Source organism: Sphaerimonospora sp. CA-214678, from assembly GCF_050942215.1.
Lineage (GTDB): Bacteria > Actinomycetota > Actinomycetes > Streptosporangiales > Streptosporangiaceae > Sphaerimonospora.
The window spans coordinates 1,683,958-1,707,227 of sequence record NZ_CP192056.1; the positions used below are offsets into that span (position 1 = coordinate 1,683,958).

Genomic DNA, 23,270 nt, shown 5'->3' on the forward strand with positions numbered 1-23,270 from the left:
GTCGGCCGATCTTTCGTGCGTCGTTTGCGGGTGGCGCACGTCAGGAGGCCGGGATTGGCCCTGGTCGATTTGTCGGTTGTCGAGCAGCGTTATCGGGCGGTTCTGGCGGTGCTCGCCGGTGCGAGTGTGACGGAGACCGCCGCGCAATTCGGAGTATCGCGGCAGACGGTGCATTCCTGGCTGCGCCGGTATCGGGAATCGGGGCTGGCGGGGCTGGCCGACCGTTCCCGCCGTCCGATGTCCTCGCCGTCGCAGTTATCGCCGGAGGTGGAGGCGGTGGTGTGTGAGCTGCGGCGCGAGCACCCCCGATGGGGCCCGGTCCGCTTGGTGCACGAGGCCGAACGCCTCGGGGTGCGGCCGGTCCCGTCCCGGATGGGGGTGTATCGGGCGCTGGTGCGGCATGGCCTGATCACCCCGCGGCAGCGGCGCAGACGCCGGGAGGACTACCTGCGGTGGGAACGGCCGGCACCGATGGACTTGTGGCAGATGGACATCGTCGGCGGGGTGTTCCTGGCCGACGGCACCGAGGCGAAAATCGTCACCGGGATCGACGACCATTCCCGCTACTGCGTGATCGCCGCTGTAGTGGCCCGTCCCACCGGGCGGGCGGTATGCCTGGCCTTCGCCCACGCGCTACAGACCTTCGGCGTGCCCAATGAGGTGCTCACGGACAATGGCAAGCAGTTCACCGACCGGTTCGGCAAGGGCGGGGAGGTGCTGTTCGACCGGATCTGCCGGGACAACGGCATCACCCACCGGCTGACCCAGCCCCGCTCGCCGACCACGACCGGGAAGGTGGAGCGCTTCCACCAGACGCTGCGCCGCGAGTTGCTGGACGATGCGGTGCCGTTCGCCGACCTGGGATCGGCGCAGGCCGCACTGGACGCCTGGGTCGCCGAGTACAACACCCGCCGACCGCACCAGGCGATGGGGATGGCCTGCCCGGCCGAGCGATTCACGCCCAAGACCGACCCGCGGGAGGAGTTGCTGCCGCTGCGGCTGCCGGGAGCCCTGAAAGCGGTTAACGGGCAGGTTATCGCCCAGCCGCAGCCCGCACCGGCGTCGGATCTCGACACGCCGGCCCGCTCCGAGGACGGGCCAGGGGCCGACGCGCTAGCTGACGAGGTGGCGGCCCGGGCGTGGTCGGGCGGGCCGGTGGAGTTCGACCGCGTCGTGTCCGCCAGCGGGGACATGTTCGTGGCGGGCCGTCAGTTCTGGCTCGGCCCGGACCGGGCCGGGGTGACCGTGACGTTCTGGGCCGACACCGACGTCATCCACCTCCTGGTCGCCGGGGTCCGGCTGAAGAGCTTCCGCTCCCACCTGTCCAACGCGGACCTGGCCAAACTCGCCGCCAACGGGGGACGTGCGGCGGGGCCGGCGCCGCTGCCGTCGGCCGAGCCGGGTACCGCGGTGGAGGTCGACCGGACCGTCAGCCGATCGGGCACGGTCAGCCTGGCCGGGCGCGTCGTGCTCGCGGCCGAGATCCTTAACGGCCGTCGCGTCACCGTCCGGATCGAGGAGCACACCCTGATGTTCTTCGACCCCGAAACCCGGGAGTTGCTGCGCACCCGGCACAACCCGATCAGCTGGGAGCGGCTACGCCACTTGCGGGATGCCCGCCCGGCCGGGCCGCCACCCCGCCCGTCGGTCGAGCCGGTCACCGTGCAGCGGGTCGCCAGCAACAGCGGGGTCATCATGGTCGCCGGGCAGAAGGTCGCCCTCGGCCGCATCCACGCCCGCGCGATCGTGACCGTGCACGTCAGCGACACCACACTGACCATTGAACTGCCCGACGACACCCGCGTGGTCCGCCGCACCACGACCCAGCCCGTCCGCAGTATCAAAGCGGCCCGGCCCCGCAAGGCCGGTCATGTTTCCTAGAGTGCCCGTCAAGCATGTGGTGGGACAGAACTGTCAATCATGTCGTGGGACTAGACAGGTGTATTAAGGCAGCCCCGCATTCTTCTGCGAGTGGCCGCCTGGTGTCGTCATGCAGGTGAATCGCTTTCCCCACTCCCGAGCCGCAGGAGATGATCAAGTTCATCGGGTGTGTGCTCGGAGGGAAACGCGGTATCCAGCGAAGAGAGCAGCAGCTCCGACGGTACCTCTAGCTGGGCTCCTAGTGTCTTGACGAGAAGGCCCATCTCCGCCCGTAACGTCGTAAGCGCCTCTGCGAGCATATGTTGCTGAGCAGGATCGCGCGGGACAGTAATTTCCTGATTCAGGAAAGCGTCTTCCTGCAGATAGCGTCGGTTGGTTGCTCCAGGAGACGCCTTTATACAAAAAGCCTGAAACAATCGGGACTGCGTGAAATGTTGCAGCAACTCCGGGAGCAGTTGCTGATCGTCCACGTCATAGGTCCAGAAGTTCCCGGTAATGATGGCGCCGTGGCATTCTTCAGGAACGATGCCGAACGCTCCATTTCGGGCGTCAATCTTCGATAGAGCGAATTGTCCCGCTTCTATTCGGAACTGCCGCTTAGTGCCAATCTGGATACCCAGACACTCATCTCTCAGAGTGATGCCACGTCCCTTGACCCGGATGGTGATTCGCTTATATAGCTCATCGTCTTCGATCTCGACGACGTCTCTGCGTCGAAGTAGTACGTCGCCGAAACGAAGCCGTACGCGGTCATGCTGCGCGCACTGGCGGATCGATTCAGTCGCAGCGGCAATCTCTAGCTGCCTCCGCTTGAGTGTCTCCGCTTCGTTCGACAGAAGCATCAGAAGATCTGTAGTGGGCCGAACCGATAGAACCTCCCGCTTTGGGTTATATCGATCTAGGCTAACGCTATCGTTCTCTAGTAATGCTTCGCAGTCCTCAAACCATGCGTCCGGAGAAGTGTCGTCTCGCTTCTGGATGAGCCGTAGGCATTCTGCGAGCTCTTCACTTCTTAGCGGTTGCGTTTTCGTGTACTGCTTACGTCCCTCCGGCGGAAGCAATTGATAGTAGAGGATGCGGCCATCTGCTTTTTCACGGTCGAGAAAGAGGATGTTCGACTCGATATCGGTGTAAGGCTCAAATACACCTTTTGGCAGCTTCACGATTGTGTGTAGACCATGATCCGCCACCATCATTCGACGCACTCGGGCAGCTACCCCAGGGTAGAATAGGGTTGTGTTGGGCACGACAATTGCTGCTCGTCCAGCACGTCCAGGTCTCCCACTTACACGAAGTCGACGCATGATCAGCTGCAAGAATAGAAGCGCAGTCTCCGACGTCTGCATGTCGGCAGGAAAGTTGTTTTTGATGCCGGGTTCTTCCTCGCCACCGAAGGGCGGGTTCGTAAGAATAATGTCGACTCGGTCTCGATCGCCTATTTCTGCCAGCTTTGTGCTTAGAGAATTGCCGTAGGCGATGGAAGGGAACTCCAGGCCGTGCAGCAGGAGATTCATCTGCGCAAGCATGTAAGGAAGCTGCTTTGCCTCTTGTCCCCGCAGTGTCTCCCGCTGCAAGATCCTTCTATCCTCGACAGTCTTACACTGCGCTTGGAGATGCTGAAGCGCCTGAACGAGGAAACCCCCAGTACCGCAGGCGGGGTCAAGAACGACCTCACCAATCTGAGGGTCGAGAGCGTCGACCATGAACTTTACGACTGGCCGCGGAGTATAGAATTCCCCCGAATCTCCTGCTGCGTCGCGCATCTCCCGCAACATAGATTCGTAGAGGTGACTTAGTGTATAGATCTCTTCCGAAGAATCGAAATGTAGGCCGCTTACCCGGTCCAAGACATCTCGAAGCAGGTAGCCGGACTCCATCCTATTGACAACGCCGCGAAAGACGTTGGCAACTACATCTCGCCGGCCGGCGCCACCATGGGATTGAAGGGACCGTAGGTATTTCAGAAGACCCTGCCCACGGACTCCATTGGGCAGGATAACCTCTTCGTGATTAATGAATGCCAAGAGCTCCGGGCCGGTCAATCTACAAGCTGGGCCAGCCCAGTCTCGCCAGCGGTAAGGGGCCTGAATGACCGGTTGGAACTTCGCTCCGGCTAGAGTGGCTTCTTCCTCAAGCACCCGCTCGGTGTCATCAAGGAATTTCAGGAAAAGAATCCAGGTGAGCATTGGTAGGCGATCAAGCTCACCATTGAGGCCCTTGTCTTTCCGCATGGTGTCGCGCGCTGATTTCAATATAAGCGCTAGCCGCTGGGCTGTGGTCATGACTTGGTGCTTCACTCGGGATTTCCCTTCCAATTATGCTGCGTAGAGTTCTTCTTGAAGCCTGCTCACGGCTTGGCGTAGTGAATCAACGCCGCCAAACAATGCGGCGATTTCCCGTACGTTACCGTGATCGGAGATGGGCTTGAGCTTCAACACATCCGGAAGCTTGAACTGTGCCATCCCATGTTCAGCATACTTGTCGAGGAGTTCATGCAGTACCGCCTTGGCCGATGGGCCATAGAGGTCAAAGAAGCCGGTTCGCTCCTTAATGAGACGCTGTGCACGTTCCCGACGAGTTCGCAGTGGTGCGTTGAAGGCGAAGTGACAAAGAAGGTCGAAAGGGTCGGATTCGGGCATTCCGGCTGCAGATGCAAGCTTGTCGAAGTCAATGCCTCGCTCCTCAAGCCGTTCGATAATTTCTGCACGTTTCGCCATGTCTGCCCAACCCTCGCGAAGAGCCAAACTAGAGCTGTAGAGCGAGCGGATGGTTTTAGCCGTGTAGTCGGAATAAGAAACGACCCGAAGTTGCTTGCCTTGCGTGTCTAGCTCGTAGACAAGGTGATGAGCTATTTCAACAATCCCGCCGTCGAAATAATACTTACGGCGCTCTGTCGTATGGTCTGCATCATCCAAGATGACGGGCCGATCAACGGAAGGATCGATTACTTCCTCGTCATCGGTGATCAAGTCGATGCGGGTCTCTTCACCCTCATCATCTATGTGAATCTCGTCCACATAGGCTGGTTCGCCATCAAACTCTGGATCAGCGAACATGCGTGTAGCTGATCCAGTGTAGTCGAGTATAGTGAAGTAATACTTACCGTAATCATCTCGAACTCGTGTCCCGCGACCGATGATCTGCTTGAATTCGGAGATAGAGCCTACTACACGTGCCAACACAATGTTCTGTACCGTTGGAGCATCAACGCCTGTTGTGAGCAGCTGTGATGTTGTAAGAATAACCGGGCTACTTGTCTCAACGTCCTGAAATTTACTCAAGTGTGCTCGGCCGATTGCTCCCTCGTCGGCGGTTACCCTGCATACGTAATCGGGTGTAGCAAGGGCGAGATCGGCATTATGATTGTTAAGAAGGCGTCGCATTTCGTCGGCATGTTCCTGATCCACACAGAAGACTATAGTTTTGGCGCTTCGATCTGTGCTGTGCATATAGTCGGCGAGGTGTCGAGCGATTGCGTCTGTGCGTGAGCGTAAGGCTACGATGCGCTCAAAATCTTGTGTACGGTACTCCCTATCGGGAATCTCGCGGCCGTACCGATCTAGATCACCCTGCGTCGGACGCCAGCCAGCCGCATCTACGGTAGTAATTATCCGGTGCACGCGGTAGGGAGCCAGGAAGCCATCTTGGATACCTTGGCGCAATGAGTAGCTGTAAACAGGATTGCCAAAATAAGCATATGTGTCTCGGTTATCATTCCGCAGCGGCGTTGCAGTCAGTCCTAGCTGTACGGCCGGCTTGAAATACTCAAGTATTTCTCTCCAACTGCTTCCTTCGTTGGCCGAGCCGCGGTGGCATTCATCTACTATTACGAGGTCGAAAAAGTCGGTTGGGTACCGCCGATAGAGTCCTGGACGTTTTTCATCCCTAGCGATCGCCTGGTAGATGGCGAAGTAGATTTCGCGGCTTGTCGGTGCTAATCCGCTTTCGATCTTAATCGCAGCATCACCAAACGCGGCGAAGTCGCGATTCATTGGATCGTCGACCAGAACGTTACGGTCGGCCAGGTAGAGGATACGAGGTCTCCGGTGTTCGCCGTGCCTATTCCATCTGGAGTTCCAGAGCTTCCAGCAGATCTGAAAGGCTGTTGCCGTTTTCCCTGTGCCCGTTGCCATGGTGAGGAGTATTCGCCTCTGGCCCTTGGCGATTGCTTCAATGGCGCGATTAATCGCTACTTCCTGGTAGTAGCGCGGCTTTTTCCCCGCCGCAAGATTATATGGTTCGAGGATTGTGGAACGCTGACTGCTTCCTAGTTGGGCCGCCCGCAAGTATCTATCGAGAAGCTCAGCTGGAGCTGGATAACGTTCCACCCTGCTTTCGCGGCCGGTAGTGAAATCATGCTCAATAATCTCCCTGCCATTTGTGGAGTAGGCGAACATCAATCCCAAGATCAGGGCGTATTCCTTCGCCTGCTGGAGTCCTTCTCCGGCTGTCTTGTAGTTTGCCTTTGCTTCCACAACTGCAATGGGGAAATCGCGTGTATACCTTAGAATGAAGTCCGCGCGCTTGGGTTTCCCCCGTCGGACGCCCGAAGCAAGTGGGATAATCCGGCCGTCAGTGAATGTGCGTTGCTCGGTGAATGAGTGCGGCTCGTTGTCCCAGCCAGCTGCTACAAGGCGAGGAACAACTTCCTTCCGGCATGTATCGGCCTCGTTCACGACTGGCGCTCCTAGCGAGGTTTCCTATCCAGTGGTAAGTGCGATCTCGTCACTATCTGCAACGGAAGGCCATACTCTACCAATAGGGGGAGTTGTCTTGGAAGCTACACTTTGCACTGTAGCTTCGGCCTCGGCCGCACTGGTGCCGCACGGGAGCAGCCGAACTGGATGCCTCGAGTCCTTCAGCGTTGCCGTCAGGGAAGAGGAAGGTGTACGGACTGAGGGGTAAACGGTAGCGTCGCGATGTGGCTACCAACGACGAGCAGACGCGCTGGATCGTGCACGGTGAGCGACTAATCTATGACAACCGGTGGATCCGGCTGGGCATGGTGGATGTCGAGATCCCTGATGGTGAGCGGTTCGAGCATCACGCGGTGCATCTGGACCGGGCGGCTATCGCCGTGGTGGTGGATGAGCAGGATCGGGTGTTGCTGATGTGGCGCCATCGGTTCCTGTTCGACCGCTGGGGCTGGGAGCTGCCTGGCGGCCTGGTTGAGGCCGGCGAGGATCCGATGCTGACGGCGGCCCGTGAGGTGGAGGAGGAGACCGGGTATCGGGTCAGGGAGATCGAGCCGCTGATCAACTATCAGCCGATGGCGGGCATGGTCGACTCTGAGCACAACCTGTTCCTTGCCCGGGGTGCGGAGTTCGTCAAGGAGCCGTCCGGGGAGATCGAGGCCGATCTGATCGAGTGGGTTCGGTGGAAGGAGATTCCGGACATGATCACCCGGGGGGACATCTGGACCTCGGGAACGCTGGTCGGTCTGTACGCGGCTCGGGATCGGCTCAGCGTAGGGCGCGGGTAACCGCTCGGGAGAGTTCCTCGATGCGCTTGCGCTGACGGCGTGAGCCGGTCATGGTCGCGAGTTGTTGCGCGCGCTGGATGTGGGGCTGGGCCGCTTGCGCCTCCCCGAGGGCGAGTAGGGCGTGTCCCAGGTCACAGCGCAGTGCGGCTTCGGCGCGGTTATAGGTGCCGTCCATCCCGGCCAGTGCTGAGCGCAGGTCCTCGACGGTGCCGGGGTCGCCGAAGCGGACCAGGCAGTTGCCGCGCCAGCGGGCCAGATGGTGAGCGTTGATGGACAGGTAGGGCATGTCCGGATCGCCGTTGCCGTCGGGAAGGAGCGCGGCGGCCTGGTCGAGCGCAGTGCGGCAGGTTGCCTCGTCTCCGAGGATCGCGGCGGCCTCGGCCTCGGCGGCGAACAGCCACGTCCGCAGCCGGGCCGGGAGCTGGTCGCGGTGGGTGGCGTGGATGTACTGAAGAAGCTCGGTCGCCTGAGCGGGCCGGCCCAAGTCCATGAGTACGTACGCCTGCTCGGCGCAGACGTAGGCGAGGACGGCCGGGGTGTCGGCTTCGCGGGCCGCGGCCTTGGCGTTTTCGTAGTGGGTCCAGGCGTCGTTGAGGGCGCCGGTATTGATCGCCTGCCATCCGGCGAGTGATTCGGTCTCGGCGAGTGTGTGGGCGAGTTGGGCGCGTATGCCGGGACGTACGGCGTGGTGATGGGCGCGCCGTATTTGGGATATTTGGGCGCGCATTTTCTCGGCGATGGCGACGCTGCCGAGCCGGCGGTCCAACAAACGAAGGTTGTTGGTGTCGGTGGTGAGGATCATCACCATCGGCTGGTCGACGGCGGCGGCCATCTCGATTCGGGCCGTCAGTTCGGCTATTTGCTCCTGGTGCTCGTCGTCGCCGTCAGTGCTCGGTGAGGTGATGTCGAGCGGGGCCAGGCCGAGCAGCATGCGGGCGTGGTCGGGCAGGCCCAGGCCGGTGGCGACGCGCTCGAACACCTCAAGGTCGCTGACCTGGCGCTGGCCGCGCATGAGTTCGCTGATGCGGCCCTGGGAGATGCCGGTTGCCGTGCTGATCCGGGTCTGGCTGGCCCCAGGGCTCCGGCGTTCTCGCGTTTTGTCCGGTTTGACTACGTGATGCCGAGGGTGGCGAGGCAGCGTCCGGGGTCTTGAGCGTGGCGGCGGTTGGCCAGGGCTCCGGCGTACTTGACCGCGAGGTTGAACAGTCCCGCCACGTCGCGATTTTTGAGCCTTTCGCGGCTTTCGTCGCGGTCCCACACCCATGCGGGGATCTGGATCGGTTCGAAAGCGTTCCCGTGCATTCCGGCCTCCGGTCGTTTCCCGGGCTGGTGGCGCGTGTCGGCTGTTGCTGGGAACTCTATATCCCTCGGTGATATATCCAAGTGGAATAGGAGCGGAAGTTTCCCCCTGTGCATTCTCTGCGGCATGACACCAGCAGTGAAGTGCACCGCGTGCGACGGGCGCGGCTGGAAGATCGTCACCCGGCGTGGGCAGGTCGCGGCCGCCGTGCTCGGGCTGGCCACCTCCTCCCGTGAGGACTGCCTGTACTGCGACGGCGGCCAGTTGCCGGCCGAGATGTACGAGTGGGAGGTCTACAGCCTCATCAACGGCGCTCCGCAGCTCGGGCCGTGCGGGACCAGTGTGGGGCAGGCCACCTGCATGGACGAGTTGCGCAAGACGCTGCGCCGGTTGAACCCCGAAACCCAGCCTTACGGCCGGATCATCCACCGCGTGTACGAGTTCGGCGCGCTCCCCGACGACTGGTCCCGGAAGGTCATCTTCCGGGCGACCCTCGACGCCGCCGGACAGGTCCGGTTCGAAAGGACGGCCCAGTGACCACCCAGACCCCCGCCCCGGACACCGGCCAGAACCCCAGCCAGGTCCCCGACCCGGACGGGCCGTGTCTGGCGCCGCACCTGCCGCCCCTGATGGACGAGGCCAAGCCGCTGTTGTGGCATGGCTCCCAGCGGTTCGCCCGGTTCCGGGTGCTGGCCTGGACGTGCAGCGAGCATCGCGAGACCTGGTATGAGCTGTGCTCGGGCGGGGGGATGGCCTTCATCCGCCGGATGAGCGGCGACCCGGTCAAGCCGGAGGTCTCCCAGTCCCACGCCTGGACGATGACCGAGGCCCGTCAGGTGTGGGCGGCGTTGCTGTCCGGCCAGGTGCGATAACCCCCTGGGCCTTCCTCGGGCGCTGACCTCCTGACAGGCTCCGGCTCAGTCGGTACTGTACTCATGCAGACAAGTGGAAAAGTGATTGGGCGGTTGGCATGAGCATGGACTTCGCCCCTCCGAAGTACGCCCAGGTGATGACGGCGATCCAGCAGCGTATCCGGGACGGGGAGTACGCACCGGGCACCATGTTGCCCTCAGAGACGCAACTCGTCCGCGAGTTCGGCGTGGGCCGTACCACCGTGGTCCGGGCATTGCAGACCCTCGCCATGCAAGGCTGGATCGAACGCGAACACGGCCGCGGCTCCTTCGTCAAAGGCAGACCCGAAACCCCCACCGACCGGGTACGGCCCGGCCTGAACGCGGTCGAACACGGCGAGACCGCCGAGTCGATCGTGAGCGTGGCCAAGGTGCCGGCGCCCCGCCACATCGCCCACCTGCTCGGCGTCGATGAGCGGACCCCTGTGATCGCCCGTCAACGGCTGGCCCGACAAGGGGAGCGAGCCTCGGCGGTGGAGACCTTCTGGTTCCCGCTGGAGGTCACTCTCGGCACCGACCTGCACAAGCCCGATCCGCTGCGGCATGGCGTGCGCCAGCATCTCCAGGCGGTCAAGCATCTGCGGTTCGATCACGTCACCGAACGCCTGGCCGCTCGCAAGCCGACCAAGGAGGAGGCCGACCTCCTCGGCTCGACTTCTCCCGTGCTCGGCGTGCTGGCCACCGTGCACGACGCGGCCGGTTCGGTGCTCCTCGCGCTGAGCTTGGCCCTGCCCGGTGAGCTGCACGAGCTTGAAGACGTGTACCCGGTGAACTGACGACCTTTCCCCGCTCGAATCCCGCTTAGTTACTTGTGCGGACGAGTGGGGAAGGCTTAATATCAACTCAATCGGACAAGTGGACGAGCGGATGGCCTCTCGTCCTGGAAGAAGGGAGACTCGTCATGGCTCTTCAGGGGCCCATTCCGATCAGTTTCGCGCTGCTGTTCCCGCACGGCTGCTACGTCGTGGGCGAGGTGCAGGCCGCCAAAGACTTTGACGCCAAGCGGGACACGCAGGCCAAGGACAAGCTCACCGGGCTGCCGGTGTGGCAGGTGCCTGTGATGGACGCCGACCCCTCGCTGAAGGCCGCGCAGAAGACGGTGACCGTGAAGATCCTCGCCGAGGTTGCGCCGGTCGTCCCGCCGTCGCTGCCGGGCCTGCCGATCGCGCCGGTGGAGTTCGAGGGGCTGGAGGTCAAGCCGTACGTGCAGCAGGCCACCGGCCGCCTGGCCTACTCGATCTCGGCGCGGGTGATGCGGGCACCACGTCCGCAGTCGGCCAAGACCACCGGCTCGGGCTCGGCAGGTAAGGAGGCGGCGGCCTGATGCGCCGGGACCCGTACACCTACGTCACGGTGTCGATCGACTCCGACGGGGCCTCCCGCGTCGGCGTCTCCTTCTACACCCCCGGCCTCCGCGTCACCGCCGGTGTCCTCGAATCCGGGCGGCCCTACCTCGACATCAGCAGCAAGACCGCCGACGTGTCGATCTCGACCACCGGGGCCGGCGCGGTCACCTCCACCGACCTGGAGATCGCCCGGCAACTCTTCAACGCCGCCGCGTCCTACCTGGCCGACTGCGAACGCCTGCACCACCAGCACTCCCGCGGCCCCGGCCCGGCCATCCCTCCCGGTGACCAGACGGCGGCCTGACCACACAAGGCGGGGCCGCTGGAACGGGCATTCCAGCGGCCCCCGAGATCTCTTCCAACACCACATCAGAAGAGGACTTGAGTCTAATGTTCAAGAAACTGCCCGGAGACGAGGCACGCAACCTCGTCTCCACCACCCCGGACACGGCGGTCGTGTTCCGTCCGGCCGTCGTCAAGACCCCGGCCATCGTCACGCTTGTGATCTGGCTCTTCCGGCTGATCGCGGGCCTGATCCGCCTCGTCGTCCGTCACCCCGTCGCCGTCGCCGTCCCGGTCGGGCTCGGGGTGATCTGGACTCTGTACGGCCGGACTATGGCGCTCGTCGTGGCCGGGTTCGTTCTGGCGATGGGGCTGTCGTGGTTCCTGCTGGAGCGGGACTCGTTCCTGCGCCTGGTCGGCTGGCGGCTGCTCGCCTGGTGGCGGCTGGTCTTCGTCTATCGGCGGCTCTGGCAGCCGGTCATGATTATCTCCGGCCTCGGCCGCCACCTGCGGGGCCGGGACTACCTGCCCCACCTCCGCCGGGTCACCTGTGACGAGTGGGCCGACCGCGTCAGCGTGAAGATGCTGGCCGGACAGGCGGTCAAAGACTGGGCCGACCGTGCCGAGCACCTGGCCCACGGGTTCGGCGCCCCTTCCTGCCGGGTCGCGGTCGCGCGGGCGGGGCGGCTGGTGCTGACCTTCCCCCGGCGTGACCCGCTGGCCGTGCCGCTGCCCGCCGTCCCCGTTCCCGATGACCCGGATGTGGGGCCGGTCGAGATCGGCCGGTGCAAGGACGGGCATCCCCTGCGGCTGAAGGTCCACGGCACCCACGTCCTGATCGCGGGCGCGACGGGTGCGGGCAAGGATTCCTATCTGTGGGGCACCGTCCGCGGCCTGCTCCCCGCGATCCGCGCGGGCCTGGTCCAGGTCTGGGCGCTCGACCCGAAGCGGATGGAGCTGTCCTTCGGGCGCTCGCTCTTCGGCTCCCGGTACGCGGCTGATCCGGCCGAATGCGCCGACCTGCTCGACGAAGCGGTCTCGGTGATGCAGGAGCGGGCCGACCGCTTCGCCGGCCTCCAGCGCTCTCACACACCAACCGTGGATGACCCGTTCATCCTCGTGATCGTCGATGAGGTGGCGTTCCTGACCGCCTACCAACCGGACAAGCACCTTCGCCAGCACATCACGGCGGCCCTGGCCACGCTCACGACGCAGGGGCGGGCCGTGGGCGTCGGGATCATGGCCGCGCTTCAGGACCCCCGCAAGGAGGTCATGAACATCCGCAACCTGTTCCCCGACAAGATCGCTCTCCGGCTCGACGAGTCCGAGCAGGTGGACATGGTCCTCGGCGACGGCGCGCGGGACCGGGGCGCGCTGGCCGACCACATCTCACCCGTTCCTGAGCGCAGGGCCGGGGTCGGCTACCTCCGCCTGGAGATCTCGCCCGATCCGGTGCGGGTGCGGGCCGCGTACGTCTCCGACGCCGACATCCGCGACATGGTCCAGCGCTACGGCTCAGCGAGCACGGACGGCACGGACACCGGGCACGGCTGCGGCGGCGCGCTCGACGGCTACGAGTACGGAAGCGAGGCGGCCTGACCATGACCAGCCTCGCTCACATCCTCGACGGCCTGCACTGCCCCGGCTGCGGCACCCTGGACGCGCTCTGGCTCGACGCTCTGCGCGGCATCGTCGAGTGCGCCGAATGCGGCCACAAGGCCCGCGTCCTGGTCGACGGCCCCGGCCTGGCCGACCTCCTCGACACCGTCGAGTCGGCCGACAGTCTCGGCGTCCTCGGCTCGCTCGGGGCCGTCGACAGCCTCGACACCCTCAACGCCGTTGACCTGGTCGGCTCGTGCGGGGGTGGCTGGTGACCCACCCGAACGACCGGGCGACGCCTCGGGCGGTGCGGATGGCGATGCCGCTCGCCAGGGACGTCGTCGAAGAGATCGCCAAGCGGTACGGCGTGTGCATCCGTCCGGTTCCGCTCAAGCGCATGGACCTCGTTACCGGACAGGTCGAGATCGTCGATGTGCCGTGCGGGGCCACGCTGGAGAGCAAGTGCCCGCCGTGCGCCAAGCGGAACCGGCAACTCCGGATGGCGCAGTGCCGGGAGGGCTGGCACCTGGAGGCCGAGCCGGTCAACACCCCCGATGAGGCCGACGACTATCAGCGTCACCTCGTCGAACTGCGGGCCGACGCCCAGGTCTGGCGCGACCAAGCCGAAAAGGCCGGCGACGACACCAGCGACCTGGACGCCGCCCTCGCCGACCTGGACGAAGAGATCAACACCGCGGGCATGCGCGGCAACGTCCTGGGCCGGACCTCGGGAAAGCGCTCCCGGTCGACCCGGCGGCGGCAGGATGCGCCGGATCTGCCCAAGCGGCAGATGAGCGCCACGACGCTCGGGCGGACCTTCACCACGAAGGACGGCAAGACCTTCCGCCCGTCGATGTTCCTCACGCTCACACTCCCGTCCTACGGCAAGGTCCGTGACGGTGGGCCGGTCGATCCCTCGACGTACGACTACGCGCGGGCGGCCCGTGACGCGCTGCACTTCTCCAAGCTTATGGACCGCTTCGTCCAGAACCTCCGCCGCGTGGCGGGCTATGACGTGCAGTACTTCGCCACCGTCGAACCGCAAAAGCGGCTCGCCCCGCATCTCCACATGGCGGTGCGCGGCACCCTGCCACGGGCGGAACTGCGGCAGATCGTCGCGGCGACCTATCACCAAGTGTGGTGGCCGCCCGTCGATCGGGTCGTCTTCGAGGGCGACCACCTGCCGGTGTGGGCCGATGAGATCGGCTACCTCGACCCGACCACAGGGGAGGTCCTGCCCACCTGGGATCAGGCGCTCGACCAGCTCGAGGCCGACGAGGACGCCGAACCCCTGCACGTGCTCCGCTTCGGCGAACAGCTCGACGTTCAAGGTGTGCTTGCGGGGTCGCCGGATGCCGACCAGTGCATCCGCTATCTCGCCAAGTACCTGACCAAGAGCATCGGCGACGGCCTCGACACCGACAACGGCGCCCAGAAGGCACACGCGCAACGGCTGCTCGATGCGTTGCGGTTCGAGCCGTGTTCGCCGACGTGCCCAAACTGGCTGCGGTACGGCATCCAGCCCAAGGGCGCCAAGGCGGGGATGGCTCCGGGCCGGTGCAAGGGCAAGGCGCACAAGCCCGAACACGTCGGCTACGCGGGCCGGCGCGTCCTGGTCTCGCGGAAGTGGTCCAACAAGACCTTGAGCGAGCACAAGCGGGACCGGCGCACCTGGGTCCTGGAAGCCCTCGGCCTGCCCAACGGCGAGCCAGCCGACCCGCACCGCTACCTCTGGCGGCCGGTCAAGCCCACGGACGCCGACCTCGATCCGATCGGCGTACGGCTGTTGCGCTCGGTCCACGAACGGCAGCGCTGGCGCGATCACATGGACCGGCTGAGAGCCGAAGCAGAGGGACAAGATTTTTCGGCAACTGAAGGGAGGGCGGCATGACCAGGAAAGACGAGATCCTCACCGTGGCGCAGATCCTCGCCGAACTCGGCGGCGTCTCCCGCCGGACCTTCTACCGCTGGCGCGAGATCGGCAAGGCCCCCGAGGGCTTCAAGCTCCCCAACGGCGAGATCCGCATCTACCGCAGCGAGTTCACCGCCTGGCTTGAGAGCCTGCGGGAGGCCGCGTGAACCCGAGCTACAACGTGAAGTTCTGGGAGATCCGCGCGAACAAGGCAGCCCAGGGGCCGGGTAAGCCCAAGCGGGTCGTGTCGCACACCGTGCGGTGGACCGTCGGCACGCGGGAGAAGTCCTCGACGTTCCGCACCAAGGGCCTGGCTGAGAGCTACCTCTCGGATCTGCGGCAGGCGGCCAAGCGCGGGGAAGCCTTCGACCTGGAGACCGGCCTTCCGGAATCCATGCTGAAGGCGAAGAACGCGCGCACGTGGTACGCCTTCGCCGTCGCCTACGTCGAAACGCGCTGGCCTCACGCGGCGGCGAAGAGTCGTGAGGGCATGACGGACGCGCTGTCCAACGTCACGCCCGTGCTCACCACCGACCGGCCGGGCCGACCGGATGACGAGACCCTTCGGCGCGCACTGCGAGAGTTCGCCTTCGTCCCGGCCGACCGTCGCCCTGCTCCCGCGCCGGAGATCGCGGCCGCGCTGCGCTGGCTCGAAGCGGCTTCACTGCCCCTGACCGCGTTGGAGGACGCGAAGCATACGCGGGCCGCTTTGGAAGCCCTCGCACTCCTCCTCGACGGCAAGGCGGCTGCGGCCTCGACCTACCGGCGCAAGCGGGCCGTGTTCCATCACGCCCCTGGACTACGCGGTCGAGCTGGAAGAGCTTTCGGCAAATCCGCTCGACCGGGTGAAGCTCCGCCGTACGAAGTCCGCGGATGAGATCGATCGGCGCGCGGTGGTGAATCCCGCCCAGGCGCGCGAACTGCTGACGGCGGTCACCTACTGCGGCCGGACGCGCGGGCCGATGCTGGCCGCCATGTTCGCCTGCATGTACTTCGGCGGACTGCGTCCGGCTGAGGCCGCCGGCCTCCGGGAGAAGGACTGCCACCTTCCCGAAACCGGCTGGGGCCTACTCACCTTGGAAAAGACCAAGCCACAGAGCAACAAGCGGTTCACCGACTCGGGGGAGACCCACGATGATCGCGGGCTCAAGCACCGGGACGAGAAGGTCACGCGGCCGGTGCCGATCCCGCCGGAACTGGTGGCCATCCTCCGCGATCACATCGCCCGGTACGGCGTGGCCGCCGATGGCCGGCTGTTCCGTACGAAGACGGGCGGCGTGATCTCCGGCTCGGCGTACGCGATGATCTGGAAAGAGGCTCGGTCCTACGCGTTCACCCCTGATCAGGTGGCCTCGCCGCTGGCGGCCCGGCCGTATGACCTGCGACACGCGGCCGTGTCCTTGTGGCTCAATGCGGGCGTCCATGCTCCGGAAGCCGCCGAGCGGGCCGGGCACGGCATTGACGTCATGCTCCGGGTCTACGCGAAGTGCATCGACGGCCAACGCGAGGTCGCCAACCAACGGATCATGGAAGCCCTGGCCGGATGAGGCCGCATGCACAAGGGAACGAAGGGTCTCGGTTCGTGCCGAGGCCCTTTGGCTTGTTCCGGAAGGCTCGGAATCGTTCCGGAGAGCGGCGAAATCCTGGAGCTGACCTGCGAAAACGTGGCCAAGATCATTCCGGATATATTCCGGGAGTGCCCGCCCAGGATCGCATCTGGTGACGTACGGCTGCGCATGCGATCGGCGCGCGATCATGAGAAAGCCCAGGTCAGCCGAGGTTTCGGCTGATGGGAGGAGCGCGCCCTGCAGGATTCGAACCTGCGACCGTCGGATTAGAAGTCCGGTGCTCTATCCAGCTGAGCTAAGGGCGCTCGTGCCTAATTCTGCATGATCCGGGGAGTGCGTACACAACCGGTTTCCCGGATATGTGGCGGGCGGTCCCCGCCGTCCGGCCTGCTGGTGCGTCCCGCAGCAGCAAGAATACGTGGTTTCTCCCCGTGGAGCCGCATCTCGGCAGCGGAGCCGGAGGGCCCCCGGGGCTGCGTACGGTCACCGGCGAGAGGATGACGCCGGTCGCGTTTTCGCAGGTCCTGGCCTCCGCACCGAGACGAACACAGTCAGCACCGAGTGTCCACCGGGCCCTGCCTGACCACTGCCTTCCGACAGCGCGGCGGGCCGGGACTCGATCCCGGCCCGCCGCTGCGGTGCCCTGTTGAGGGCGGGTCGCGCTCAGACGGCGGTGCAGGTGACGGTTGCTCCGGCGCCGCTTCCGGTGCCCTGGAAGCCGAGGCTGGTGCTCTGCCCGGCCGGCAACTGCCCGTTGTAGCTCATGTTGGTGACGGTCACGGTGCCGCTGGTGCCGGAATTGACGCCGTTCCACATGGAGGCGACCGCCGCTCCGGCGGGCAGGGTGAGGGTGAGTTTCCAGCCGTTGATCGCGGCGCTGCCCGCGGTGACGTCGATGGCGGCGACGAACCCCTCGTTCCACTGGCTCTGCACCGAGTAGGTCGCCGAGCAGCCCTGGGTCCCGCCGTTGCTGGGGGAGGGGCTGGGAGACGGGGACGGAGACGGAGAGGGCGACGGGGAGGGGGACGGGGAGGGGCTGGGAGACGGGGAGGGAGACGGAGACGGTCCGTCGAGCGTGAGGTTCTTCTGCTGGACCCGCCACTGGGTGTTGCACAGACCGCAGTTGGCGCCGACGAAGTTGGTGCCGGCCGTCGTGTCGCCCTTCAGCCGCCACTTGAGGTACAGCACCGCGACGCGGCCGAACTCGCCGCCGTTCGTCTGGCTGTAGGTGCCGCCGTGCCCGACGTCCAGATTGCCCATGAACGCGGGCAGCCCCGCCGGCAGCTTGCCCCAGTCGTCGATGGCGTTCGGATAGGCGATGTCACTGGGCCCGCCGATGAAGTAGGCGATCGGCTTCGTCAACCGGTAGAGCTGGTAGTCGTCGGCGTCGTTCAACAGCCCGCTGCTGAAGATGGTGGTCGTGGTGATGCGTGAGTCGTTGGAGACGGCGTAGGCCTCCAGCCCTCCGCAGGAGAAGCCTCCGACGGCGATCTTGCTGGTGTCGAGTTTGCCGAGGTATTTGCTGCCCTGGCGGCTGTTCTCCGCGACCGCCCAGTCGATGGACTGGGTGAGCATCTGGGACGTCGTCGAGCCGGAGCCGTTCGGGCTGCCGTTCGCGATGACCAGGAACCCGTGCGAGGCGATCTCGCGGAGGAAGTTCAGCTGCGAGGTTCCGTTGGCGGAGCAGCCTCCGTTGCCCCATACGAAAATGGGAAGCTTCTCGGACGGGAGGGTTCCGGGCCGGTAGATGGTGTGATTGGGCAGGCCGGTGGAGGTCTCGTAATCAGCCGGATAGGGGCCGGAGCCGCCGACCGCCGCAGCGGCCGGCGTCGTGGTGAGCGCCACTATCCCGGCGCACATCGGGGCGACCGCGGCCGCCAGAATCGCGCTGATGATCGAGCGTTTTCTCATTTCGCCTTCCGAAGGTGTCACGATGGCGCTCTCTGTCGGGCGCGGCAGCGCGGCGCACGCCGACGAAGCCGACAACGAACGGGCAACCACTCCCACCGCAGTCAGGCCGGTCGGCGCCGACCGAATCCGGAAATCGGTATGGCGAACCATCGACTGCGAGTTGCGCTCATATCAGGCGGAATGAGCCGATGAGAGCAGTGTGTAGTTAATATCACTGTGGTTATGAAAAGTGTCAAGCAACCATGCTCGTTCCGTTAAGTGGTGCATGCGTAGATTGGATACGCGCCTGACGCATTCTGAGCCGGGCGCGGTCCGGACGATCCCGGACCTTCGGGGATGGCGCGCAGGTTCCCCGCCCGGCGTGGAGCTCGGCGCGGGCCGCTCCGGCGCAGGTCACAATGCCCGGCCGGCCTGACGCTCCGGTGGGATATCGGCGAGCGCCGCCGGTCGCGAGGCTGAAGCGCCGCGGCGATCGCGTTATGAGCCGCGGAGGTCGTGACACGCGCCCCGGCGGCCGGGCTGTCGTTCGATCGCGTGAAAGTTTCTTTTAGCCGTTCCCGCCGGCCGGGATCGAAAGGGAGTTCTCCGACGCGTAGAAGTGGGTGATCCAGGACGCGGCGTCCGGCCAATACGGCGTCGCGACCTCGATGAGCCGCGCTTCGGCGAGCGGGCCGAGGGCGGTATGGACCTCCAGCATGAGATCCCTGGCCGCCTGGCGTGGCCACGGCGCCGGCAGGAGATGCTCGGGAAGATTCGGATCGATGTCCGGGAACCTACGCCAGGAATCCATGATGGAGGTCCGGGCCACCAACGCCCGGGGCGCGTCGACCTCCCCGTTGCGTACGGCCGTCCGCAGGTCCGCGTACTGTGTGATGAAAGCCTCGTAGGCAGAGGCGAGGCCGGCCAGATCGTAGGCGGCGGTCGGACCGTGCGGGCCGGCCTCATCGTCGAACCGGGTGTGCATCACCGACCATCGACCACCGTCGACCTCGTCCAGAATGTCGTGCAGCGCCTGAGCCACCGGACCGGTGTCGGATCCGGGCCGGATCCACACGCTGTCGTACAGCCGCGCGAAACCCAGCGTCCCCAGAGCCCTGCGGACCGCGTGCCGAGGGGCCTGGCCGGGCTGGGGGATGGAGAAGGAGACGGTCACCCAGTCGCCGGTCCATCGCGGCGGGTGTGCGCCGAAGCCGAGGAAATGATCCATCCGGGAGCGATGCCTGGTGATCGCCTGAGGCGTGAGGTGGTACACGGGCGGCCGTCCTGATCCCCGTACGGCGATCAGGCCGCGCTTGGTCAGCCGGGACAACGCGGCACGCGCGCTGGACTCGCTGATGTCGAACTCTCCGAGTATCGCGACCACCGCCGCCGAGGGAAGATCGGCATCCGAGGACTCGAGGTATTCACCGAGCAGGGTCGTCAGCAGGTGCTGCGGGTTGGGGCCGATCTGCATCCGTGGGGCTTTGACGTCGTCCGGAGGTAGAGGTGCATGGACACTCGCGTCAGTCATCGGCTTGCCTCACGTTGCGATGCGTGGCACGGCGCTGCCGGGGGCACAGCGCGACCGATACCGAATATACGCATCCTCGCCCGCGGTGGTCCGGCCCCGGACGGTGACGGTGCCGGGCGGTTCCTTCGGGCCTGGTTCGCTGGCAGAACGGCACGAACTCCGCGCAAAAGCGGCGTGAGGATCTGCCAAAACCGGTGGAAGCCGCCATCCGAACGTGATTCGGCTCACTAAGCTGCATCGCCATGTCCACGCGTACGGATCCTCAGGAGATTCCCCTGCACGGGGGCGACGTCACCGAGGGAGTCGTACGGGTGGGGGACACCGTCCGGAGGCCGATGCGGGCGTCGTCGCCGTCGGTGCACGCGCTGCTGAGGCACCTGGAGGCGGCCGGATTCGACGGCGCTCCCCGGGTGCTGGGCATCGACGACCTCGGCAGGGAGATCCTCACGTTCGTCGAGGGCCGGGTGCCGATGCGCCCGCTGCCCGACTACGCGGCCACCGACGAGACCCTCGTCGAGCTCGCCCGGCTGCTGCGGTGCTTCCACGACGCGGCCGCGTCGTTCACCCCGCCGCCGGGCGCGCTCTGGGAGATCGGCTCGGCCCCCGACGACGCGCCGGAGCTGATCGGCCACTGCGACGTCACCCCGGACAACGTCGTGTTCCGCGAGCCGCGGGCCGCGCCGGGGATGTCCGTACGGCCCGTGCCGTACGCGCTGATCGACTTCGATATGGCCCGGCCGACGACCCGGCTGTTCGACGTGCTCACCACGCTGCGGCACTGGGCGCCCATCGACGACCCGATCGACCGCGATCCGCTGCTGCGCGAGGCGCACGTGGGGGCGCGGCTGCGGCTGTTCTGCGACACGTACGGCCTGGCCCGGCGCGACCGGCTGCGCCTGCCGGAGCTGGCCCGCGTCCGGTTCGACCGGTCGTACGGCCACATGCGGAGGAAGGCGCAGACGCTCGGCGGCGGCTGGGCCCGGATGTGGTCCAGCGGCGCGGGCGAGCGGATCAGGCGGGCGGCCGACTGGCTCGACGCCAACGAGGAGGCGCTGCGCGCCCACCTCGTGTGAAGCCCCCGGCCGGTGCGTCGGCCGGCGTGGGGGACAATTGCGGCCGTGATCAGAGAAGTCGTGGCCGGAAGCAGGACGACGGCGGCGGGCATCGCACTCGGCGCCGTGATCGACATGGTGGTGGGAGATCCCCGGTGCGGCCATCCCGTCGCCGTCTTCGGCGGCCGCGTCGCCGCCCTAGAAAAGCGGATATATCGCGACTCTCGTGCCTGCGGGGTCGCCTTCACCACCGTGTGCGTCGGCGCCGCCGCGGGCGTCGGACTGGCCGCCGAGCGGCTGACCCGGTCGAGCCCGGCCGCCCGTACGGCCGTGACGGCCGCCGCGACCTGGGCCGTGCTCGGCGGCACGACCCTCGCGAGAGAGGGCGTCCGCCTGTCCACCGCGCTGGAGGCGGGAGATCTGCGCGCCGCCCGCGAGCGGCTGCCGCACCTGTGCGGCCGTGACCCGTCGAAGCTGGACACCGCGGAGATCGCCCGCGCGACCATCGAGTCGATCGCGGAGAACACCTCCGACGCGGTCGTCGCCCCGCTGCTGTGGGGCACGGTCTTCGGCGTGCCCGGCCTGCTGGCCTACCGGGCGATCAACACGCTCGACGCCATGGTCGGCCACCGGTCGCCGCGCTACGCGAGGTTCGGGTGGGCGTCGGCCCGGCTCGACGACGCCGCCAACTTCCTGCCGGCCCGGCTGACCGGCCTGCTGACCGTGGCGCTGGCCGGCGTCGCGGGGGGTGGCACGGTGCCGGGCTCCCGGCGCCGGGCCGCCGCCGTGCTCCGCCGCGACGGCCACCGCCATCCGAGCCCCAACTCCGGCCGGTGCGAGGCCGCCTTCGCCGGCGCACTCGGCGTACGGCTCGGCGGCGTGAACGACTACGGCGGCAGGGTGGAGCACCGCCCCGAGCTCGGCGACGGCCCGCCGCCGGGCGTGGCGGACATCCGCCGCTCGGTGCGGCTCGCCCGCGCGGTGTCGGTCGCGGCGGTCGCCCTGGCGGCGGGCACGCTGGGGGCGGCGAGCCTGTTCGCCCGGGGCCGCGGACGACGATGAGCGACGAGGACGGGCTACGGGCGGATTGATAGATTCGACATCGTGGGCAGTTCCAATCAGGTCCTGCTGCTGTTCGACGGGGAATGCGGTTTCTGCCAGCTGTGCGTGAACACCGGGCGGAGGCTGCTGCCGTACATGCCCGCTGTGCGCGCCTGGCAGTTCGTCGACCTCGCGGGGTTCGGGCTCACCCGTGAGCAGGCGGCCGCGTCCGTACAGCTCATCGGCCCGGACGGATTGCGCGCCCACGGCGCGCGGGCGGTCGCGCTGATCCTGGCCCTGCAGCCGCTGACGAGGTGGCGTACGGCCGGCAGGCTCATGCTCGCCCCGCCGCTGAGCTGGGCGGCCGAGGCGGGTTACCGGATGGTGTCCCGCTACCGCCGTCACCTCCCCGGCCGTCACACCCTCTCGCCGCACTGACATCCGCGAAGATCAGGGCGCCCACGAAGATCAGGGGATGAGCAGCAGCTTGCCGGTGGTGCGCCTGGCCTCCAGGTCGTCGTGCGCGCGCCGTGCCTCGGCCAGCGGGTAGCGCTGCGAGACGTGCACCTTGAGCGCTCCCGACGCCACCCAGCCGAGCACGTCGCCCGCCCGCCACAGCAGCTCGTCTCGGTCGGCGATGTAGTGGGTGAGCGAGGGCCTGGCCAGGAAGACCGAGCCGGCGGCGTTCAGCCGCTGCGGGTCGAACGGCGGCACGGCCCCGCTGGCCCCGCCGTACAACGCGAGCATGCCGCGCGGGCGCAGCGACGCGAGCGAGCCGTCGAAGGTGGCGGCGCCGACCCCGTCGTAGACCACGTCGGCGCCCGCGCCGGTGATCTTCTTCACCTCGTCGGCGAAGTTCTCGTAGCCGATCACCTCGTCGGCGCCGGCCTGCCTGGCGAGCTTCTCCTTCTCCGCGGTGGAGACCGTACCGATCACCCGGGCCCCGCGCAGCTTCGCGATCTGTGTGAGCAGCAGCCCCATGCCGCCGGCGGCGGCGTGGACGAGCACGTGGTCGCCCTGGCGAATGGCGTAGGTCGAGTGGGTGAGGTAGTGCGCGGTGAGGCCCTGGAGCAGTACGGCGGCCGCGAGGTCCGGCGACAGCCCGGCCGGCAGCACGATCGCCTTCTCGGCCGGGATCACGGTCTTGGTGGCGTACGAGCCGAGCACCTGGGCCCAGCCGACGCGGTCGCCGACGACGACGTCGGTGACGCCCTCGCCCACGGCCGCTACGGTGCCGGCCCCCTCGGAGCCGGGGACGAACGGCGCCGGCAGCGGATAGCGGCCCTCACGGTGGTAGACGTCGATGAAGTTCACCCCGCTCGCCGCCACGTCCACCAGCACCTCGCCCGGTCCGGGCACGGGGTCGGGGAGCTCGGCCGGCTCCAGCGCGGCGGATCCGCCAGGGGTGTTGACGACGATGGCACGCATGGTGCGACTCCTGTCTGCGGTGTCTGCGGCGTTCTCTTCCTGCCAGT

At 66.3% G+C, this 23,270-nt stretch carries 24 protein-coding genes and 1 tRNA gene; 17 read left to right on the forward strand and 8 right to left on the reverse strand.

Annotated elements, in window-relative coordinates:
* The first annotated feature begins 69 nt into the window (after positions 1-69).
* Complete coding sequence (locus tag ACQP1K_RS07820) at positions 70-1,881, forward strand: IS481 family transposase (RefSeq protein WP_433501478.1); 1,812 nt, start codon at positions 70-72, stop codon at positions 1,879-1,881.
* A 107-nt stretch (positions 1,882-1,988) separates the two neighbouring features.
* On the opposite strand, the gene ACQP1K_RS07825 is transcribed toward ACQP1K_RS07820, so the two are convergent.
* Complete coding sequence (locus ACQP1K_RS07825; RefSeq protein ID WP_433500205.1) at positions 1,989-4,163, reverse strand: N-6 DNA methylase; 2,175 nt, start codon at positions 4,161-4,163, stop codon at positions 1,989-1,991.
* Between the two features lie 33 nt (positions 4,164-4,196).
* Complete coding sequence (hsdR, locus tag ACQP1K_RS07830; RefSeq protein ID WP_433500206.1) at positions 4,197-6,557, reverse strand: EcoAI/FtnUII family type I restriction enzme subunit R; 2,361 nt, start codon at positions 6,555-6,557, stop codon at positions 4,197-4,199.
* 245 nt (positions 6,558-6,802) lie between these two features.
* On the opposite strand from hsdR, the gene ACQP1K_RS07835 reads away from it, so the two are divergent.
* Positions 6,803-7,363 (forward strand): NUDIX hydrolase, encoded by a 561-nt coding sequence (locus ACQP1K_RS07835; protein WP_433500207.1) that lies wholly within the window; start codon positions 6,803-6,805, stop codon positions 7,361-7,363.
* On the opposite strand, the gene ACQP1K_RS07840 is transcribed toward ACQP1K_RS07835, so the two are convergent.
* Positions 7,344-8,501 carry a helix-turn-helix domain-containing protein gene (locus ACQP1K_RS07840; protein ID WP_433501513.1) on the reverse strand — a complete coding sequence of 386 codons (1,158 nt, stop codon included), beginning with the start codon at positions 8,499-8,501 and terminating at the stop codon, positions 7,344-7,346. The genes ACQP1K_RS07835 and ACQP1K_RS07840 overlap by 20 nt on opposite strands.
* Complete coding sequence (locus ACQP1K_RS07845; protein ID WP_433501686.1) at positions 8,474-8,665, reverse strand: hypothetical protein; 192 nt, start codon at positions 8,663-8,665, stop codon at positions 8,474-8,476. The genes ACQP1K_RS07840 and ACQP1K_RS07845 overlap by 28 nt, the downstream gene beginning before the upstream one ends.
* A gap of 124 nt (positions 8,666-8,789) precedes the next feature.
* Here ACQP1K_RS07845 and ACQP1K_RS07850 point away from each other — a divergent pair, with 124 nt between their 5' ends.
* The 11 genes from ACQP1K_RS07850 (at position 8,790) to ACQP1K_RS07900 (ending at position 16,260) form a co-directional block, all read left to right on the forward strand.
* Complete coding sequence (locus tag ACQP1K_RS07850; RefSeq protein ID WP_433500208.1) at positions 8,790-9,200, forward strand: hypothetical protein; 411 nt, start codon at positions 8,790-8,792, stop codon at positions 9,198-9,200.
* Entirely contained in the window at positions 9,197-9,535 is a 339-nt protein-coding gene (locus ACQP1K_RS07855; protein WP_433500209.1) for a hypothetical protein, read from the forward strand. Before ACQP1K_RS07850 ends, ACQP1K_RS07855 begins: the two co-directional genes overlap by 4 nt.
* Positions 9,536-9,633: 98 nt before the next feature.
* Positions 9,634-10,350 carry a GntR family transcriptional regulator gene (locus ACQP1K_RS07860; protein WP_433500210.1) on the forward strand — a complete coding sequence of 239 codons (717 nt, stop codon included), beginning with the start codon at positions 9,634-9,636 and terminating at the stop codon, positions 10,348-10,350.
* Positions 10,351-10,475: 125 nt separating this feature from the next.
* A complete protein-coding gene (locus tag ACQP1K_RS07865; protein ID WP_433500211.1) occupies positions 10,476-10,898 on the forward strand; it encodes a plasmid replication, integration and excision activator in 423 nt (140 codons plus the stop codon).
* Positions 10,898-11,224 carry a hypothetical protein gene (locus ACQP1K_RS07870; RefSeq protein WP_433500212.1) on the forward strand — a complete coding sequence of 109 codons (327 nt, stop codon included), beginning with the start codon at positions 10,898-10,900 and terminating at the stop codon, positions 11,222-11,224. Before ACQP1K_RS07865 ends, ACQP1K_RS07870 begins: the two co-directional genes overlap by 1 nt.
* 86 nt (positions 11,225-11,310) lie before the next feature.
* Positions 11,311-12,801 carry an FtsK/SpoIIIE domain-containing protein gene (locus tag ACQP1K_RS07875; RefSeq protein WP_433500213.1) on the forward strand — a complete coding sequence of 497 codons (1,491 nt, stop codon included), beginning with the start codon at positions 11,311-11,313 and terminating at the stop codon, positions 12,799-12,801.
* A gap of 2 nt (positions 12,802-12,803) precedes the next feature.
* Positions 12,804-13,076 carry a hypothetical protein gene (locus tag ACQP1K_RS07880; RefSeq protein WP_433500214.1) on the forward strand — a complete coding sequence of 91 codons (273 nt, stop codon included), beginning with the start codon at positions 12,804-12,806 and terminating at the stop codon, positions 13,074-13,076.
* Entirely contained in the window at positions 13,073-14,692 is a 1,620-nt protein-coding gene (locus ACQP1K_RS07885) for a replication initiator (protein WP_433500215.1), read from the forward strand. Before ACQP1K_RS07880 ends, ACQP1K_RS07885 begins: the two co-directional genes overlap by 4 nt.
* Positions 14,689-14,880 (forward strand): helix-turn-helix transcriptional regulator, encoded by a 192-nt coding sequence (locus ACQP1K_RS07890; RefSeq protein WP_433500216.1) that lies wholly within the window; start codon positions 14,689-14,691, stop codon positions 14,878-14,880. Before ACQP1K_RS07885 ends, ACQP1K_RS07890 begins: the two co-directional genes overlap by 4 nt.
* Positions 14,877-15,590: a hypothetical protein gene (locus ACQP1K_RS07895; protein ID WP_433500217.1), complete on the forward strand. Its 714-nt coding sequence runs from the start codon at positions 14,877-14,879 to the stop codon at positions 15,588-15,590. The genes ACQP1K_RS07890 and ACQP1K_RS07895 overlap by 4 nt, the downstream gene beginning before the upstream one ends.
* Positions 15,559-16,260, forward strand: coding sequence for a tyrosine-type recombinase/integrase (locus ACQP1K_RS07900; protein ID WP_433500218.1), 702 nt, complete (start codon positions 15,559-15,561; stop codon positions 16,258-16,260). The genes ACQP1K_RS07895 and ACQP1K_RS07900 overlap by 32 nt, the downstream gene beginning before the upstream one ends.
* Before the next feature lie 252 nt (positions 16,261-16,512).
* On the opposite strand, the gene ACQP1K_RS07905 is transcribed toward ACQP1K_RS07900, so the two are convergent.
* Positions 16,513-16,586: transfer RNA gene (locus ACQP1K_RS07905), tRNA-Arg, on the reverse strand.
* A gap of 358 nt (positions 16,587-16,944) precedes the next feature.
* Positions 16,945-18,192: a cellulose binding domain-containing protein gene (locus tag ACQP1K_RS07910; RefSeq protein WP_433500219.1), complete on the reverse strand. Its 1,248-nt coding sequence runs from the start codon at positions 18,190-18,192 to the stop codon at positions 16,945-16,947.
* On the opposite strand from ACQP1K_RS07910, the gene ACQP1K_RS07915 reads away from it, so the two are divergent.
* Positions 18,173-18,376, forward strand: a complete 204-nt coding sequence (locus ACQP1K_RS07915; protein WP_433500220.1) for a hypothetical protein — start codon at positions 18,173-18,175, stop codon at positions 18,374-18,376. The genes ACQP1K_RS07910 and ACQP1K_RS07915 overlap by 20 nt on opposite strands.
* A gap of 363 nt (positions 18,377-18,739) precedes the next feature.
* On the opposite strand, the gene ACQP1K_RS07920 is transcribed toward ACQP1K_RS07915, so the two are convergent.
* The gene (locus ACQP1K_RS07920; protein WP_433500221.1) at positions 18,740-19,645 is read right to left on the reverse strand and encodes a PaaX family transcriptional regulator; all 906 of its coding nucleotides are present in this window, start codon (positions 19,643-19,645) and stop codon (positions 18,740-18,742) included.
* Positions 19,646-19,944: 299 nt separating this feature from the next.
* Between ACQP1K_RS07920 and ACQP1K_RS07925 the strand changes: the two genes are divergently transcribed.
* Genes ACQP1K_RS07925 through ACQP1K_RS07935 form a run of 3 tightly spaced genes read left to right on the forward strand, consistent with a single transcriptional unit; the run spans position 19,945 to position 22,233 of the window.
* A complete protein-coding gene (locus ACQP1K_RS07925; RefSeq protein ID WP_433500222.1) occupies positions 19,945-20,775 on the forward strand; it encodes a phosphotransferase in 831 nt (276 codons plus the stop codon).
* A gap of 45 nt (positions 20,776-20,820) precedes the next feature.
* On the forward strand, positions 20,821-21,816 hold the full coding sequence (locus tag ACQP1K_RS07930; RefSeq protein ID WP_433500223.1) for a cobalamin biosynthesis protein: 996 nt from the start codon (positions 20,821-20,823) through the stop codon (positions 21,814-21,816).
* A gap of 42 nt (positions 21,817-21,858) precedes the next feature.
* Positions 21,859-22,233 carry a thiol-disulfide oxidoreductase DCC family protein gene (locus ACQP1K_RS07935; RefSeq protein ID WP_433500224.1) on the forward strand — a complete coding sequence of 125 codons (375 nt, stop codon included), beginning with the start codon at positions 21,859-21,861 and terminating at the stop codon, positions 22,231-22,233.
* 30 nt (positions 22,234-22,263) lie between these two features.
* On the opposite strand, the gene ACQP1K_RS07940 is transcribed toward ACQP1K_RS07935, so the two are convergent.
* On the reverse strand, positions 22,264-23,223 hold the full coding sequence (locus ACQP1K_RS07940; RefSeq protein WP_433500225.1) for a quinone oxidoreductase family protein: 960 nt from the start codon (positions 23,221-23,223) through the stop codon (positions 22,264-22,266).
* Positions 23,224-23,270: the final 47 nt, after the last annotated feature.